General features: G+C 41.8%; 14 protein-coding genes. 7 read left to right on the plus strand and 7 right to left on the minus strand.

The window, feature by feature from the left end:
* Window positions 1-5: 5 nt before the first annotated feature.
* From BUE31_RS12115 to BUE31_RS12125, 3 genes are all read right to left on the minus strand, one after another.
* Window positions 6-809, minus strand: a complete 804-nt coding sequence (locus BUE31_RS12115; RefSeq protein WP_073403738.1) for a sensor histidine kinase — start codon at window positions 807-809, stop codon at window positions 6-8.
* Complete coding sequence (locus tag BUE31_RS12120; protein WP_143167099.1) at window positions 776-1,330, minus strand: hypothetical protein; 555 nt, start codon at window positions 1,328-1,330, stop codon at window positions 776-778. Before BUE31_RS12120 ends, BUE31_RS12115 begins: the two co-directional genes overlap by 34 nt.
* A gap of 141 nt (window positions 1,331-1,471) precedes the next feature.
* On the minus strand, window positions 1,472-1,906 hold the full coding sequence (locus BUE31_RS12125) for a hypothetical protein (RefSeq protein WP_073403742.1): 435 nt from the start codon (window positions 1,904-1,906) through the stop codon (window positions 1,472-1,474).
* Window positions 1,907-2,244: 338 nt separating this feature from the next.
* Between BUE31_RS12125 and BUE31_RS12130 the strand changes: the two genes are divergently transcribed.
* From BUE31_RS12130 to BUE31_RS12160, 7 genes are all read left to right on the plus strand, one after another.
* On the plus strand, window positions 2,245-2,826 hold the full coding sequence (locus BUE31_RS12130; RefSeq protein ID WP_083619760.1) for a toll/interleukin-1 receptor domain-containing protein: 582 nt from the start codon (window positions 2,245-2,247) through the stop codon (window positions 2,824-2,826).
* Between the two features lie 17 nt (window positions 2,827-2,843).
* Entirely contained in the window at window positions 2,844-3,215 is a 372-nt protein-coding gene (locus BUE31_RS12135) for a TIR domain-containing protein (protein WP_073403744.1), read from the plus strand.
* 9 nt (window positions 3,216-3,224) lie between these two features.
* Complete coding sequence (locus tag BUE31_RS12140; RefSeq protein WP_073403746.1) at window positions 3,225-4,205, plus strand: caspase family protein; 981 nt, start codon at window positions 3,225-3,227, stop codon at window positions 4,203-4,205.
* Window positions 4,206-4,246: 41 nt separating this feature from the next.
* Window positions 4,247-4,732 carry a hypothetical protein gene (locus BUE31_RS12145; RefSeq protein ID WP_073403748.1) on the plus strand — a complete coding sequence of 162 codons (486 nt, stop codon included), beginning with the start codon at window positions 4,247-4,249 and terminating at the stop codon, window positions 4,730-4,732.
* Window positions 4,733-4,774: 42 nt separating this feature from the next.
* Entirely contained in the window at window positions 4,775-5,149 is a 375-nt protein-coding gene (locus BUE31_RS12150; protein ID WP_073403750.1) for a hypothetical protein, read from the plus strand.
* A 163-nt stretch (window positions 5,150-5,312) separates the two neighbouring features.
* A complete protein-coding gene (locus BUE31_RS12155; RefSeq protein ID WP_073403752.1) occupies window positions 5,313-6,146 on the plus strand; it encodes a toll/interleukin-1 receptor domain-containing protein in 834 nt (277 codons plus the stop codon).
* Window positions 6,147-6,546: 400 nt separating this feature from the next.
* A complete protein-coding gene (locus BUE31_RS12160; RefSeq protein WP_073404289.1) occupies window positions 6,547-7,842 on the plus strand; it encodes a hypothetical protein in 1,296 nt (431 codons plus the stop codon).
* Window positions 7,843-8,460: 618 nt separating this feature from the next.
* Here BUE31_RS12160 and BUE31_RS12165 read toward each other — a convergent pair.
* From BUE31_RS12165 to BUE31_RS12180, 4 genes are all read right to left on the minus strand, one after another.
* Window positions 8,461-10,005 (minus strand): glycoside hydrolase family 28 protein, encoded by a 1,545-nt coding sequence (locus tag BUE31_RS12165; RefSeq protein WP_073403754.1) that lies wholly within the window; start codon window positions 10,003-10,005, stop codon window positions 8,461-8,463.
* A 12-nt stretch (window positions 10,006-10,017) separates the two neighbouring features.
* Complete coding sequence (locus tag BUE31_RS12170; protein ID WP_073403756.1) at window positions 10,018-11,175, minus strand: acyltransferase family protein; 1,158 nt, start codon at window positions 11,173-11,175, stop codon at window positions 10,018-10,020.
* A gap of 11 nt (window positions 11,176-11,186) precedes the next feature.
* On the minus strand, window positions 11,187-13,412 hold the full coding sequence (locus tag BUE31_RS12175; protein WP_073404291.1) for an alpha-N-acetylglucosaminidase: 2,226 nt from the start codon (window positions 13,410-13,412) through the stop codon (window positions 11,187-11,189).
* Window positions 13,413-13,541: 129 nt separating this feature from the next.
* Entirely contained in the window at window positions 13,542-15,134 is a 1,593-nt protein-coding gene (locus tag BUE31_RS12180) for a RagB/SusD family nutrient uptake outer membrane protein (protein WP_073403758.1), read from the minus strand.

Genomic DNA, 15,134 nt, shown 5'->3' on the forward strand with positions numbered 1-15,134 from the left:
GATTATTAATTTTCTATTGGAATAGTAACTTCAACTGCTGTTCCATCACCCGGACTGCTATGAATATTAAGATTAGCGTTGATCAGTTTTGCTCGTCCTGCAATATTTAGCAAGCCTGTGCTTTCTTTCTCGATGCTTCGCTCTTTAACAACATCAATGTCAAACCCAATTCCATCATCTTTAATTCGAATGGAAAGTGCTGTTTCTGAATAATCAAGTGTGATGTCCACTGTCTTAGCTTGAGAATGTTTAACTATATTATTTAAGATTTCTTGACATAACCTGAAAAGAACAATTTCCTGGCCGGAAGGTAAACGATATGGAACTCCGTTTTGAATATAAGATACTTGATATCGCCCTGTCTTTTTTAACCGCTGAAGCTCATTTTCAATTGTCTTATGAAAACCGGCCTTCATAATATAATCAGAATTCAAAGATACACTCAGAACCTTAATTTCACTCATTAGCTGTTTAGAAAGCAATTTAGTTTCGCTGATATGTTCTTTAACTTCACCAGAACTTTCAGCGAGGATGGCTGAGAGATTTATGTTAATTAAGGAAACCAAATGACTAAAGTTCGCATGTAATTCTTTTGCAATATGATCCAATGTGCGTTCCTGAATCTCAAGTTTAGATTGGAGGATAGTCTGATTGAATGACTCTCTAAGCTCAAAAACTTCTTGCTGATGCAGAAATCTTTTTTTTTGCTGCTGAAAAAAAAAGTATGTGATCAGGCAAACGAAAACTAACAGTAATGACGTAGAAATTATTATGGTTAAAGCTGTTTCTTGAGATATGGTTGTTTGCATAAAAAGGCCATTAAGTAAAATGAATACATAAATATATTCAATGCCAATAGTATATTGAATAGCACTATTGCCAATGGAAGATTTGTTCTGCTTAAGTAATTAATTGAAATGAAATATGGTAAACTTACAGTATGAAACAAAAAACCACCTAGTGCTATCCAAAAAAGTGGTTGTTTCGTAACAGGCAGTGGTTCTTTTCGGTTTATTTCCTGTGCAAAATAAGAAAGCGAACCAAGTAAAACCAAAGCACTTCCTGAAACGATAGTAAAGGTATTCAACTGTGCCATCGATTGAATAAAGAACATATTTACCACCCCGAACAAGGCATAGCTTATCAATACAGGATATCGAACTTTGCTGAGCCATTTACTATCTAAAGCCATGGAGTAGAAAAGGAAATAAAACAGGTACTGGGGTCCTAAATAGATATTGTATATCCACAAGTTTGATTGGGAATAACTCCAGTACGCTGTTTCATGTAATGACAGTTTCCAGCTTATGGCAAAGAGCTCTACAAGCATTGTTACCATTAAGAATATTGAAAATAATCGGTATGGCAGCGCCCATCCATTTTTGAATGTTTTAATACTAAAAATTATACTTAGTAAAAGGGGAATAAGGTAAATGTAATGGACAAAATTTGGCATCCCTTAATATACATCTTATTTCGGATATGCCATGCCTAAAGTGCAAATTGGCGGGCAAGGGGACCCCACATTGAAATCCCTCGGCTTCTTATTGTTCACAGATCTGGCTTGGAAGTCAGGCGCATCCTCAATGGTGATATCAGATTGAGCACCCGTTTCTTGTTCCTCCTTTGTCATCACCATAAGCAAACATAACTGTCCACTGTAATTTTCACTCTCACCATACTCCCCCAAATAAATCCTTAAGCCATCCGCATTGGCGTGATCCATTTCTTGAAGTAACAGCGCGATGTGCTCCTTGGTATACCAAACCGCTTTCGTTTCCGGTTTACCGAGTTGCTCGCTTAATAGTGCATGTTTGTTTGTTGAAAACCTTGAAACACGTTGATTCGTAATCGTTGTTCCTACATAGAAATAAGGAAGTGGCCTCGCGGCATCTTGTTTTAACATGATTTTTTTATTTTAAATGTTTAAAAATGAGCTGCAAGTTTACATTCCGGAAGGTGGCGAAGTCAATAGATTGTTCATCACAACAAGTCCCAGAGCTCTGTTTTGGCTATAATTAGCATGACTAAAAAGGGTTTCCCCTGTATCAATTTAGGAAAAACCCTTGGAGACCTATTCCTATAACTTGTGGATTCGCCTTCCGAATGATCTCATCGTCTTTTAAAATCGCACTTTAACTAGCTTCAAACGTATGTTTTCGCATAATCAGGGTTTTTCCTGTCAACTTCAGGTTTTTACCCAACAACATTCCAAATACTTTTGAGCCATTCAAAAACAAAAAAATGGCTTTATACACAAGTAACTATTTAAAAAATGTATCTCGCAATAAAACATCAAATGAGCGGATAAATCTTTCTGAACAACGCAACATCTCTCACGGTAGTTTCGACATATTTCTATGTCACAGCTATTTGGACAAAGAAGAGGTAGAAGGGTTGTATCTGGAATTAACCAAAACAGGATTTACAGTTTATGTCGACTGGATAGTTGATCCCCAGCTTGACAGGAGCAATGTTACCAAGGAGTCGGCAGAACTTGTTCGCAGAAGGCTACGTACTTCCAAGACTTTATTGCTTGCTATTTCTGCCAATGCAGCTCTTTCTAAATGGATGCCCTGGGAACTAGGTTATGTAGATGGTAACACTCAACTGTGCGCATTAATACCGGTTGCCCCCGGTAGTTCACAAATTACATCATTTACAAGGACAGAATATTTGATGCTTTATCCTTACGTCGAGAAGCCTAATGACTTGACTCGCTTCAGAGATAAATTATGGACAGTGGATGGTGCTAATAGCTACGTTGAATTCGACAATTGGATCAGAGGTCGTAAACCAACGTATGAGTCCCTTAGGTTCTTTTAATAAAAAAACATAAAATTATGAGTGATAAAAAAATAATATTCATTGCGTTTGCCATCGAGGATGAGCGTCAACGCGACTTTCTAACAGGACAATCTTTATTAAACAAGAGCCCTTTTGAATATATCGACATGTCGGTTAAAGAACCTTATACCAGCGAATGGAAAGAAAAGGTTCGTACCCGGATCCGACGTTGTAATGGTGTAATCGTATTAGTAAGTGAAAATTCTCTGACCTCTTCCGGGCAGAAATGGGAGATCCAATGCGCCAAAGAAGAAGAAAAACCCATTTTGGCGATATGGGCATACAGTGATGACCGAACTACGCTTACAGGAGTTTCTACAAAAGTTTGGAACTGGACGACAATCGGTGATTTTATTGACAACCTATAATTATTAAAGATGAAAATAGCATTAATTGTTGGTATCGATCACTACACACATGTTAGTGGGCTGCACGGCTGTGTTAACGACGCCTATAGCGTTGATAGTATGTTAAAGCGTAATGATGGGGGATCGGTAAACTTTGAAACCAAGCTGATGACCTCCACAGGTCCAAGTGATTCTATATCTAAAAGTGAATTAAAAGATTCGATCAAACACCTATTTACGCAGAAGGCCGAAATTGCGGTATTTTACTTTGCGGGCCATGGCCACATTGAATCTACCGGTGGCTATTTGGTAGCTTCGGATGCCCAAAGAGGAGATGATGGCTTGGCTTTAAATGAGATTATGATGCTTGCAAACCGATCGCCCGCAACTAACAAGCTAATTATTTTGGATAGTTGCCACTCCGGTTACGCCGGTGCATCTCCGGAAAACGTTGATGTGTCTACTCTGGCTGAGGGTATGACGATTTTAACAGCTTCGACCGCAGAGCAATATGCTTCAGAAGAAAATGGCAGTGGCATTTTTACATCACTCATGGTAGATGCCTTAAGTGGTAGTGCCGCCAATCTAGTGGGGCAGATTACACCAGGTAGCATCTATGCTCATATTGATCAATCACTCGGTGCCTGGGACACGCAAAGACCTGTTTTTAAAACTAACATAAAAAGTTTTGTGTCTTTAAGGGATGTGACACCACCTATTTCCCTTGAGGATCTTCGTTCAATTATAGAGTATTTTCCAAAAGCCGGTTTCGAATATCAACTTGATCCAACGTATGAACCGGAGTTAAGAGGACGTGGCAAAACAATGCCTAAGCCCTTAGAGGAACACACCAGGATATTTGCCAGATTGCAAAAATTTAACAAACTTAATCTATTGGTTCCAATAAACGCTCCGCACATGTGGCATGCAACTATGGAAAGCAAAACTTGCAAGCTTACTGCTTTAGGTGAACATTACCGTAGGCTTGTTGCAAAAGGACGTTTAGGTTAAGCTTCAAGAAATAAAGGCTAAACCTTGCAGAACAAACAATCATGACAATAGGCATTACCGGGCACCAAAAGTTGCCAGATGGGTCAGGTCTTGAATGGCTTAGAGGAGGATTAATATCTGGGATTAAAGATTTCAAAAGTATCATTTATGCTTATAGTTCTTTAGCGGTTGGAGCAGATCAGCTTTTTGCAAAGACTGTGCTTCAGATGAGTATTGATTTAATAGCTGTAATACCTTGTTTGCATTATGAAAAAACATTTAAGGGTGCTGATCAAAACAGCTATTTCGAAATGTTGTCGAAGTGCAAGACTATTGAAACCCTTGACTTCTCAGAGCCCTCCGAGGTGGCATTCTTTTCGGCGGGTAAACAAGTGGTTGTTAAATCTGATGTTCTTTTTGCGATATGGGATGGAAATCAAGCAAAGGGCTTGGGAGGCACTGGTGATGTTGTTCAATATGCATTATCACTTAAAAAAACCGTCGTTCATCTTAATCCGATCTCCAGAATGAAGATTATTCATAATTAGTTATTAGTTGACAAATAATTTAATCCCATTAAAAATAGAAATATGAGTTTAAAAATTCACAGTGTTGTAAACGGCAGTTTAGCCAGTCAAGAACATGTCTGGCTAAACACAACTGAAGCCGTAAATTTAAAATGGTATGCCGTGGTGGACCGTACATTCACTGCAAATGGGCAATTGTCCAACGAATTCAGGCATATCTTTGTATTTCCAGACAAAAGCATCGAAAAAGATGACTGGATTCGGCTCCATACATCAGCTGGACAATATTATAGGGAGAAAATAAATAATGGCCCAGGCTATATCCATAATTTTTATTGGGGATCTGCTCATCCCGTTTGGAACAATAACGGAGGGGATATTGCCTCCCTTATTAAGTACAGCCTTGTAAATGCAGTGACTGTTCCTGCTGTTGCTTAAGAGAAAAAATAACGCGTTGGAGTATCCCAGGGACGTTACTTTTCAAACATATTTAGCTAGCAATGAAGCAGGATTTCCTGGGCTTATCTCAAAGCAGGGTGAATACAGAACCATATGGTCATTTTGCATCAAAAATTTACCGAAACGATTATTAATAAGTTCAATGGCTGACAATCAAAAAATTAAGCTCTTACAAGCCTTGATAGACGGCTCAGTAAAAATCAAGGACAAAAGCAGTAATGACGCCGATTTTAAAGCATGGAAGACTATGGTCGAAAAAGACCTCATTAAAATTTTTGGCATTGATTCTATAGAGTTGAGAGAATTCAAAAAACTCAATTTTTTCTATAAACCACGGCATCGGACTTTAGGTAGCAATTTTACGCGTGAGGATAGGCAAATATTTACCCGCAATCTTGATTCATTGGTAAAGTCACTGAACAGCTATATTCTGGAAATAAAAGAAACTGTAGACGATAAAGAAATTCCTATAGACCGAAGCCATCATCATACTCCGAATAAAATATTTATTAGTCATGCATCTTCGGATTCACGCATTGTCGAAGAAATCATTGATCTGCTTGAAAATATTGGATTAGGCAGTAATCAAATTTTTTGCAGTTCCATTGAAGGATATGGAATAAATTTAGGTGACAATTTTCTTGAAGCTATTAAAAGCGAAATAAATGATTCTGTTCTGGTTCTTTTTATTTTAAGTAATAATTTTTACTCCAGTCCTATATGCCTATGTGAAATGGGCGCAACTTGGGTTATGTCAACCCAACATATCCCAATTTTGATTCCCCCTTTTGACTTTGCGAATATTAGAGGCGTTATTCCATTCACACAGGGTTTTAAAATTAACGATGCAAAGAAATGGAATCTATTGAAACAGCAGCTTGAGACGGCGTTTAAACTTAACCCATTGAACCTATCTACATGGGAGCGTAAAAGGGATAAAGCCATGTTGATTATAGATGATTTTATAAGTAATTAGCATTCACCCCGCTGCCGCAAGGGTCTCCCTTGTGGCCCGCAGGACAGGCACCCAACAAGCGAAGTAGCCTGCTACACAAACAACCTGCAGGCTATTTTACTATATAAATTATATGCACAAAACTGCATTTTTCAAAACATGAGCGGTAATCACTTTAAAATTCTGTTCCACTTGTTTCAAAAGGCATAATTTTGTTCCTCTTGTTTCCCGTGCGCTCGCTCTTTTGCGGAACGACATATATCTGCGTCTTTTCCATACTGTTATATTAATAAAGCGTTGGAGCGCAATAATTCTGCAAAATCCTCCATATGAATTTGAAAATGTATTTAATGTATGTATGTTTGTACATAATATTATTATTACGCACAACCAATCATTTACCTTTAACGCCCTTTTTTCTATGAAGCTATCGCTATCTGCTTTCCTTATTTTGTTATCCGTGTGTTCTTTAAACGCCCAGGTCCAACCCAATAAAGCCCAGCTTGCAAAAACCATATTAGCAGATGCCCGCTTAGATACCATACAAGCGAGGGGACTAAAGCTGCTTTCGGGTTTTTCGGCCGGTACATCATACGCCGAGGTTTGGATCCGGGATTTTAATACTTTTATTAAAGGCTCGCTAAAGGTGCATCCCAAAGAAGAGGTAAAGAGCAAGCTCCTGATGTTTTTTAAGATCCAGGGTGCTGATGGTAATATAGTAGATGGCGTTGTTGACAGTGCTACGGCTAACGTGGGTTATGTGTACCGTTATTCGCCATTATTGCGTGGTTGGGCGGCTCATAAAAACACAGTAGAAACAGACCAGGAATCGTCATTAGTGCAGGCTGTTAAAAAATACATTGATGTTACCGGTGATGCCACCATACTTGATGAGGTTATTGGCAATAAAACCGTTATGCAGCGCATGGAAGATGCGTTTAACTATATTCAAAAAGATAGATGGTCGGCAAAATATGGTTTGGTTACCGGGGCCACCACTATTGATTGGGGCGACGTGCAGGCAGAAGGGGGCTGGGGCGTAGCTATTAATGATAAAACCAAGTGGTGTGTTGATATATATGATAACGCCATGTATGTTAAGGCTCTTCATGATTTTATAGCCATGAAACCAAAGAACTACAAAAGCACTAAAAATTGGGCAGCTGTGGCAGCCGGCATTACCAAAAATGTACGCAAGTATTTATGGGATGCCAAAGTGCAAAAATATCATCCGCATATTTATTTAAATGGAAGCCCTTTTCCACCCGGTTTTAATGAAGACCAGATACTTTATTTAGGTGGATCTATCTGTGCTATACAGGCTGGCTTTAATACACCTGCCGAGGTTAAGGAAATAAACCGGCAAATGCTGGCTGCTGCGGCCAAAGAAAAACATGCTACCATCGGTATTACGGTTTACCCTCCATATCCTAAAGAGGAGTACCCGAATATGGCCCCTTACAATTATCAAAACGCCGGCGACTGGACATGGTTTGGCGGCCGGATGATAGCCCCTTTGCTATCATACAGTATGCCCCTGGATGCTTACAACGAACTATCGCCCATGCTGGAGAGGGTTATCGTTAATAAAGGTTTTTATGAGTGGTACAACGTACAAACCGGCAAACCCGAGGGTTCTGGCGATTTCAGGGGCGAGGCGGGTGTATTATACGAGGCGATCACCGCCATAAAACAATGGGCCGAAAAGAATAAATAATCATCCGCCTGTCCAAGCGTGTCGGTTGGGCACAAAACCACATTTTAAAACCTGAGCGGTAATTGTAAGTTCAATAAAAGGGTACAAATGTTAAGCTTTACTTGCTTTTATAAAGCTATTCCCCCTTCTCTCACTATGCAGCGGCAGGTTGCAAAGGTGTAGGGTACTAGTGCGCCGCAATTAGGTAGCCAGCGCGCAAAGTTGTACAATCAGTCAAAGGCTATTTCCTCTTTTTTAAGTTAATTAATTGCCTATCAAGATGTTTCATGAAATTAAAAATGCAAAACCTGGAAGCGCTGATTATCAGCACATTGTAACTTGTAAAAATTGAAACAATTGATAATCAGCGTGTTTCACTGCGTTCCACGTGTTCCGTGTGCAAAAATGGAACACTTGCTGCTTTTATAAGTTAATTAATTGATTATCAATATGTTTCATGGTATTAAAAATGCAAAACTCAGAAGCCCTGATTACCAACACGTTACAATTTGAAAAAAATCTAAACAATTGATAATCAGAATGTTTCACTTCGTTCCGCGTGTTCCGTGTGCAAAAATGGAACGCTTGCTGCTGCCGATTCCCTGCCATTTATTTACATAACCACATCAAACCCACAGGCTATTGCACCATTATATTTTGTTTAACGCTGCCAGGGATCTTAATATTTTTTAAGCTCTGGCCGCTTACTTTATTGAGCAGTATCACCGGTTGCGCTTTTACCTGTTTGATGTTTATGCCGTTTAAGTTTAGCCCTTTTACATCATCGGCAATAAAGGCAGGGCGGTAATCAGTTCCTTTACAGGTTAACACCATGTTTTTAATTTTGATGCCATCAGCATGCCTGATGTAAAAGCCCCAGGCGGGCAACTCGCCAAACATAGAAAACTCCGGGTAATTCGGGATCTTTTCCGGCACTTTTTCAAGCGTATCTATACCGAAATATGCCCGTTCTTTTTTTGCCCCGCCTGCATAATTAATGGTGATATTTTCGAGGGTTACGTCTTCAACCCGGCTGCCGGGGATGCCTGTAATAGATGACGGGAAAACATTATGCGGAATGGTTACCAGCGGGCCTTCCATCGTGTACCCAGCGTCGGGCTTGCCGGCGGGCACATCAACTTTTACATTACCGATATAGATCCTCCGTAAAATTCCCGCAGGTGCTTTTTGGTTCCGGCGACCAAGCCTGATCACCAGGGCATTGCCTGTATTGGTGGCTGTAATATCGCGGATATCAATGTCTTCAAGTGTTGCTCCGTCAACCGTTTCAATCGCTATGGCCGACCGGTAAGTATCATAAACGCTGATATTCCTGATGGTGATCTTTTTAAATCCACCATGTGAAGCGGTGCCAAATTTTACCGCGCTCGCGCTCGAACGGATCCTGCAATTCGCAATATAAATATTTTCACAAGCGCCATTCCGGTCTTCCGATTTCAGGCAGATCCCATCATCGGCAGCGTTAAAAAAACTATTGGTGAGCTTTACATTTTTACAATCAACTAGATCTATCCCGTCGTTATTCCAGTAAGTCACGCTTTCAACCTTTATGCTGTCGATCACCAGGTTTGAACAATTTTTGTAATTCTGGATCCAGCACAGGCCATTTTTAATGGTTATATTTTTGATCTGCACACTGTCGCAATTTTTAAATTCAATAAGTTTTGGGCGATTGTCTTCAGTTGGCCGCATCTGGTGCCACGGGTTGGGGGTTTTCCACTCCGTATCCTGTAAAGTCCCGGCATTTAACCGGCTATAAATATCCTTTATTAAGTCATCTCCCTGCCCGTCAATAGTCCCCTGCCCGGTTATGGCAATATGGTGCTGGTTGTTTGATACGATCAAGGGTGAAGCCTTGCCTTCGCCATAATCAGCCCGGATGGCGCTTCCCAGCAAAAATGCGCCTTTATCTACGTGCAGTTCAACATTTGATTGAAGAGTGATCACCCCGGTAATAAACTTACCGGCTGGAACAACAACCCTGCCTCCGCCCCTGCTTGAGGCTTCATTAATAGCCTTTTGAATAGCAATTGTGTTATTTGTTTTACCATCGGCAACAGCGCCATAGGTGGTAATGTTGTATATTTTTGTTTGTGCCGATGCGGTAATGCTGATAAAACCGCCCACCAAAACAAGCGCAAGTGATTTGAAAAAATATTTCATAGACATAATTGACTAAACTTTTAAAAATAATTTATTGCGATACAACAGGTATAAAAAAATAAGTTGCACCAGGGTAACACTTACTGCCGTCCACACGGCTTGCCATGCCAGCGGGGTTAGGTAAATCAGTCCGCCGAACACGTAGTTTGCCGTATAGCCGAAATTAACCAGGCCCTCCGAACACAGGTAGATGAGGATAGAATTGGTGCCGATCCACACAAAAGGGATGGCCCATTTTTTAAACCCGGCCACATCAATTACAAGGTAGAACACGGATAAAAACACCATGCTCCAGCCACCTACATACAATACAAACGAGCTCGACCATAAACGTTTATTGATAGGGAACTCCGGGTTCCATAGCCAGCCCAATCCTATTAACACCAAACCTGCTCCAAAAAGCAGCAGCCCTTTTTTGAGCATAGGCCAGCGGGATGAATCCCATTTTAAAAAACTCCCGGTAAATATGCCCAATAATGCGGTGCCTATTGCCGGGATTGTTGAAAGCCCCCCTTCAGGGTCGTGGATCTTATCATGCAGCCTGCCGGGTAAAAGCAACCTGTCGATATACGATTCCAGCGAACCCTGCATAGTCAGCACCCCTGCTCCATAACCCGGCACCGGGATAAACAGCATTGCGGCCCAGTAGCCTGCCAAAATTCCAACAAGCCATACTATTTGTCCCTTAAGATTGAAATTCAGATAGATAATCCCTGCAAAAAACCAGGCGAGGCCTATGCGGCCAAGCACGCTGGCAAAACGCGTATTTTCATAGCCATTAAACTTAAGCACGCCATTTACCACCATGCCCAGCAGGATTAGGATCACCGTACGCCGCAACATAGAGAGGTAAATCCCCCGTTTGCTTTTTGCCGGCAGTTGATTAGCTGATTGAACCCCCGCTTTAGCAATTTTATTCCCCATTGAATAAGGCATGGACACACCGGCTATGAACAGAAAAAGCGGAAAGATCATATCATAAAAGGTGATGCCATTCCATACCGTATGGTGTAACTGGCCCGAAAACCATAAAAGCACAGGCCATTGGGTAACCTTCGCAAGTGTGTGAATGATCTGCTCGCCGCTCATGATCCAGAACATGTCAAAACCGCGCAGTGCATCGAGCGATAACAGTCGTTTTGTTGGTTGGGCAAGGGATGGTGTTGTCATTTTTAAATATTTTATTGATACGCCGCTTCTATCAGCTTACGATACTTGTTGTAAATAATATTAGCCTGGCTCGCACTGTTGCCGCTTGCCTGTAGCGGATAGCTTTTATGGCTGTTTACCCATTGCCATTCCCATTGGCTTATGGTATGGTCAAAATTCTTAAAATCAGCTTCCTTGCCCTGTTGCAATGCATCTTCCAGCAAAGTGAAAAACTTCTCCCATCGTACTTTATAAAAATCATTCAGCAAACCGCTCCACTGCCTGCATGAATATTCATGCAGCGGACTGTTAGCATCGCCCCAAAGCGTTACCAGGTCGCGGGCATTGCGTTCGTAAAGGTCTTTTTCATCGGCTGTATAGCCTTGGTTTCGGGCATCAGCCAGCCAGGGGCCTAATAAAAAATCTTTCCGGGTTGCCAGCAGCGCGTCTATATCGCCAATAAGCTGCAGGTATTCCCCGCTATATTTTTTAAACCCGGCTATGTTTTTTTGGCGATATGCATTTACCCACTTGCTTTGCAATGGCAAAGCATAATTGGCCAGCACCTGCCGGGTTACATCTACCAGGTCGTACCTAAAGCCGTCACTATTGCTGCAGGCGGGAACAGCATTCATCATCGCATCCCAGGCTGGCAAAAGATCTTTTGGTTTATAGTTAAAGGTGGTACGCGTCCATACGGTGATAGAGTCAAGCGTTGGGCGACCACTAATAATAGATTCTGAACCATCCCTTATGATATGTCCGCCGCTGTAAACGGTGTTGCGCAGCACTTTCCAGGCTTGTTCAGTATATTTATTAATGTGGCCATACCGGTTCAGCTGGTATTGTTTTATCCATTCATCAGGGTTAATGGGCTTATCACGCCATGTATTAGCAGTCATAAGCTCATAAAGCACCGGGTTTTGTTCTATGGCTTCCATAGTAAGGCCTATGCCTTCCAGTTGTTTTGATTTGGGATCTTTAAGCGCGGCAGCCGGACCAGCAGCCACTTCGTTCATCCTGCCAAAAAGCACAATGTTGCCGCCAAAGTTGTGCAGCATATTCCAGATCCATGGTTTGCCGTAAAAAGCATCGGTACGCTTCCAAACCGGCTCAATTTCTGCGGCCAGGTCAAGGATGATCATGTGTTCATTAGGTACAGCATCCAGCAGGGCTTTGATCTGCGGGGCGTTCCAAAATTTCCTGTCGCTGTAAAAAAGCCAGCCCTGCATTACCCATGTTGCTTTGGGGTCGGCATTGCTCATAGCCTGGTACACCCTTGAACTCAAAGCGGAAAGATAAGTGGTATCGTTGGTTGGCGGTTCGTTTTCGTTAAAAGTATCGGCAGAGTATAGATGATCCGTTCCGTATAGCCTGGTTTGGGTTTCAATAAACTTGCGGCCAATTTCGGCAAAAAGCGGGTCTTCAGTATCCAATATATAAGTATCGGCAAATCCGTTTTTCCAGTTGGTTTTTTTAAGTTTCGATGCCGGGAAATGTTTTTGAAATGATGGCGGCACATGCCCTGTGAATGATTGTAAAATGGGTTTCATGCCAAGTTCGCGCTCTCGCTGCAATATTTCTTGCTGTAAATCCCGATGGCTTTGCATCCAGCTTAGCGGCAACGGACCGCCCCAGCCATCAAGATTGCCCATCCAGAACCAGGAGAAATATGCAGGGCCGCAGAAAAACTCGTTCAAATCAGCATCAGAGAAGCCCATGCTTTTGTAAACTTCATACCAGGTATATTCCTGCCCGGTTAGCGCCAGCGGCATGTTGACGCCATGCAGGGCCATCCAGTCAATCTCTTTTTGCCATCTGCCCCAGTCCCACCAGCTCATGCTGTAATTAAAGGTGCAATAATTAAGATAATAGCGGTATTGATATGGCGTTTTTTTATGCACAAGGGATTTAACAACAGGCAATTTTGCAGGTAAATTCAAATTAACGCCATTCCAGGTTACCTGGCAATGGGCATAATTGGTAAGATACTCATATAAGGCGGATGCAACCGAAACGCCGTTCGTCCCTCTAAGGATGATCTTGTCTTTACGACTTTCAATTTCAAAAGCGTCTTTATCGGCGCCAGGCAGCTGTTCAACCACAAATGAGTAAGCCCGCTGCGGGATCACCCTTTTTATAAGGGCATAGGATGCAGGGATATTAACTTGCGCAGTTACGGTAGTATTGCTCAAAACTGCAGCAAGCAAAAAGATGACAATGAATTTTAAGCAATAACTTAGGTTATCTTTCTTCATAAACAGGAAACGTAAAACTGGCGTATAGTTAGGGCCGGATACCAAGTTATTAAATATAGGTAAAGAATAAATAAAATATGGGCCGGAGCCCACATTCTATCTCAAACAACTAATCAATTATTATTTTTATTAATATCCCGGGTTTTGCACCAGCTTGCTATTCAACTGCAACTCAGGAGTAGGGATAGGGAAAATCCGTTTATTCGGATCGGCATCTGTTTTTATGCCCCAGGCGTTTTCATACATCCCGTACCTTATCAAATCATTCCTGCGCCAGCCCTCGTCAGCAAACTCTCTTGCACGCTCTTCCAGCAGGGTTGTTAAAGTTACCGATGTAAATGCAGTAGCTTTTGCCCTGGTGCGAACCTGGTTTACTAATGATAATGCTGTTTGTCCATTGGTAGCGCTTGCCCCCCGCAATATGGCTTCGCCTTTTTCAAGTAAGATATCTGCATACCTGAAAAGCGGCACATCATTGCTTTGGTTACGGGTTGAGGCAAGGCTGTCCGGGTAAAACTTGTTGTTCCGGTAACCTTCTTCATTGGCAAGCTCGTCATTGCCAATATCAAATGTTGCATTGTTTCTCCACACAATATTTGGAGTAAACTCCAGCTGATGTACTACTGTAGCGCCTGGATTAGGCCCGCTGTAACTGGCATCAAGTCCGATATTTGTAGTTGTTATTGTAATCGGGGTTCCGTCATTATAATATTGTTTCCCGGTTAGGTATTGTCCTTTGCGGATATCACTCGGATCATTAAAATACGCATAATACGATGGATAAGTATAAACCGGCCCATCAGGTGCATAAGGCATGCTGTATTTTTTCTTTAAAGCCGGGTGTAAGGTCCAGCGGGCGTAATACATATACTGTGCATGAACGGCGTCATATGGAATGGCATAAATAAAATCGGTGATCTGTGGGCCATTATTAGGCTTAAACATCCCTAAATAATCAGCATCCAAAGCATATTTACCACCCTGGATAATGTTATCGCACATGGTAACACAATCCTGGTACCTGGCGGTACCTGTGTAATAGGCAGCATTAAGGTACATTTTAGCTAATATGGCATAAGCCAGGTATTTGGTAGGCCTGCCATACGTAGAAACTCCCACGGTAGTGCTTAAGTTTGGAATTTGCGCCAGTAATTCACTTTCAATAAAGGTGAAAACCTTTGCCCTGGGTTGTGTGCCCAAATTGGAAACATCGCCAAATGTGGTAGTTATCGGAACATTCCCGAAATTATCCATCATGAAAAAATATGCCAGGGCGCGCATTGTCTTTATCTCGGCAACGGTTTGGGCTTTAGTAGCGCTTTCGGGTACTGAATTAAACAGCGATAAAACCTGGTTACTGGTACTTATAGTTGTATATCCCCATTGCCATATGGTTTCGAGCATGCCGTTATCAGCCGTATAGGTATGCAGGTTCATGGTAGAGTAGGTGCCGCCATCAAACCAGTTTCCGCCGCGGGCAACTAAAACTTCCATATCTGTACTAATGTCTTCGGTTAACCACCACTGCCGCCCCGGGGCGCCGCTAAATGCCGTATAAATAGGGCCTGTGGCAGCTACAAATTGTGCCGGGGTGGTTGGGAAATTTGCCGGAGTAAGTGTAGAAACAGGGGTTACATTCAATTTTGTACAGCCCGACAGGTAAACTGCCGCTATACACAGAGCAGTAATGCTCAGAAATATATATTGTTTAAAACGATTCAT

It is taken from the genome of Mucilaginibacter sp. OK098 (assembly GCF_900142915.1).
Lineage (GTDB): Bacteria > Bacteroidota > Bacteroidia > Sphingobacteriales > Sphingobacteriaceae > Mucilaginibacter.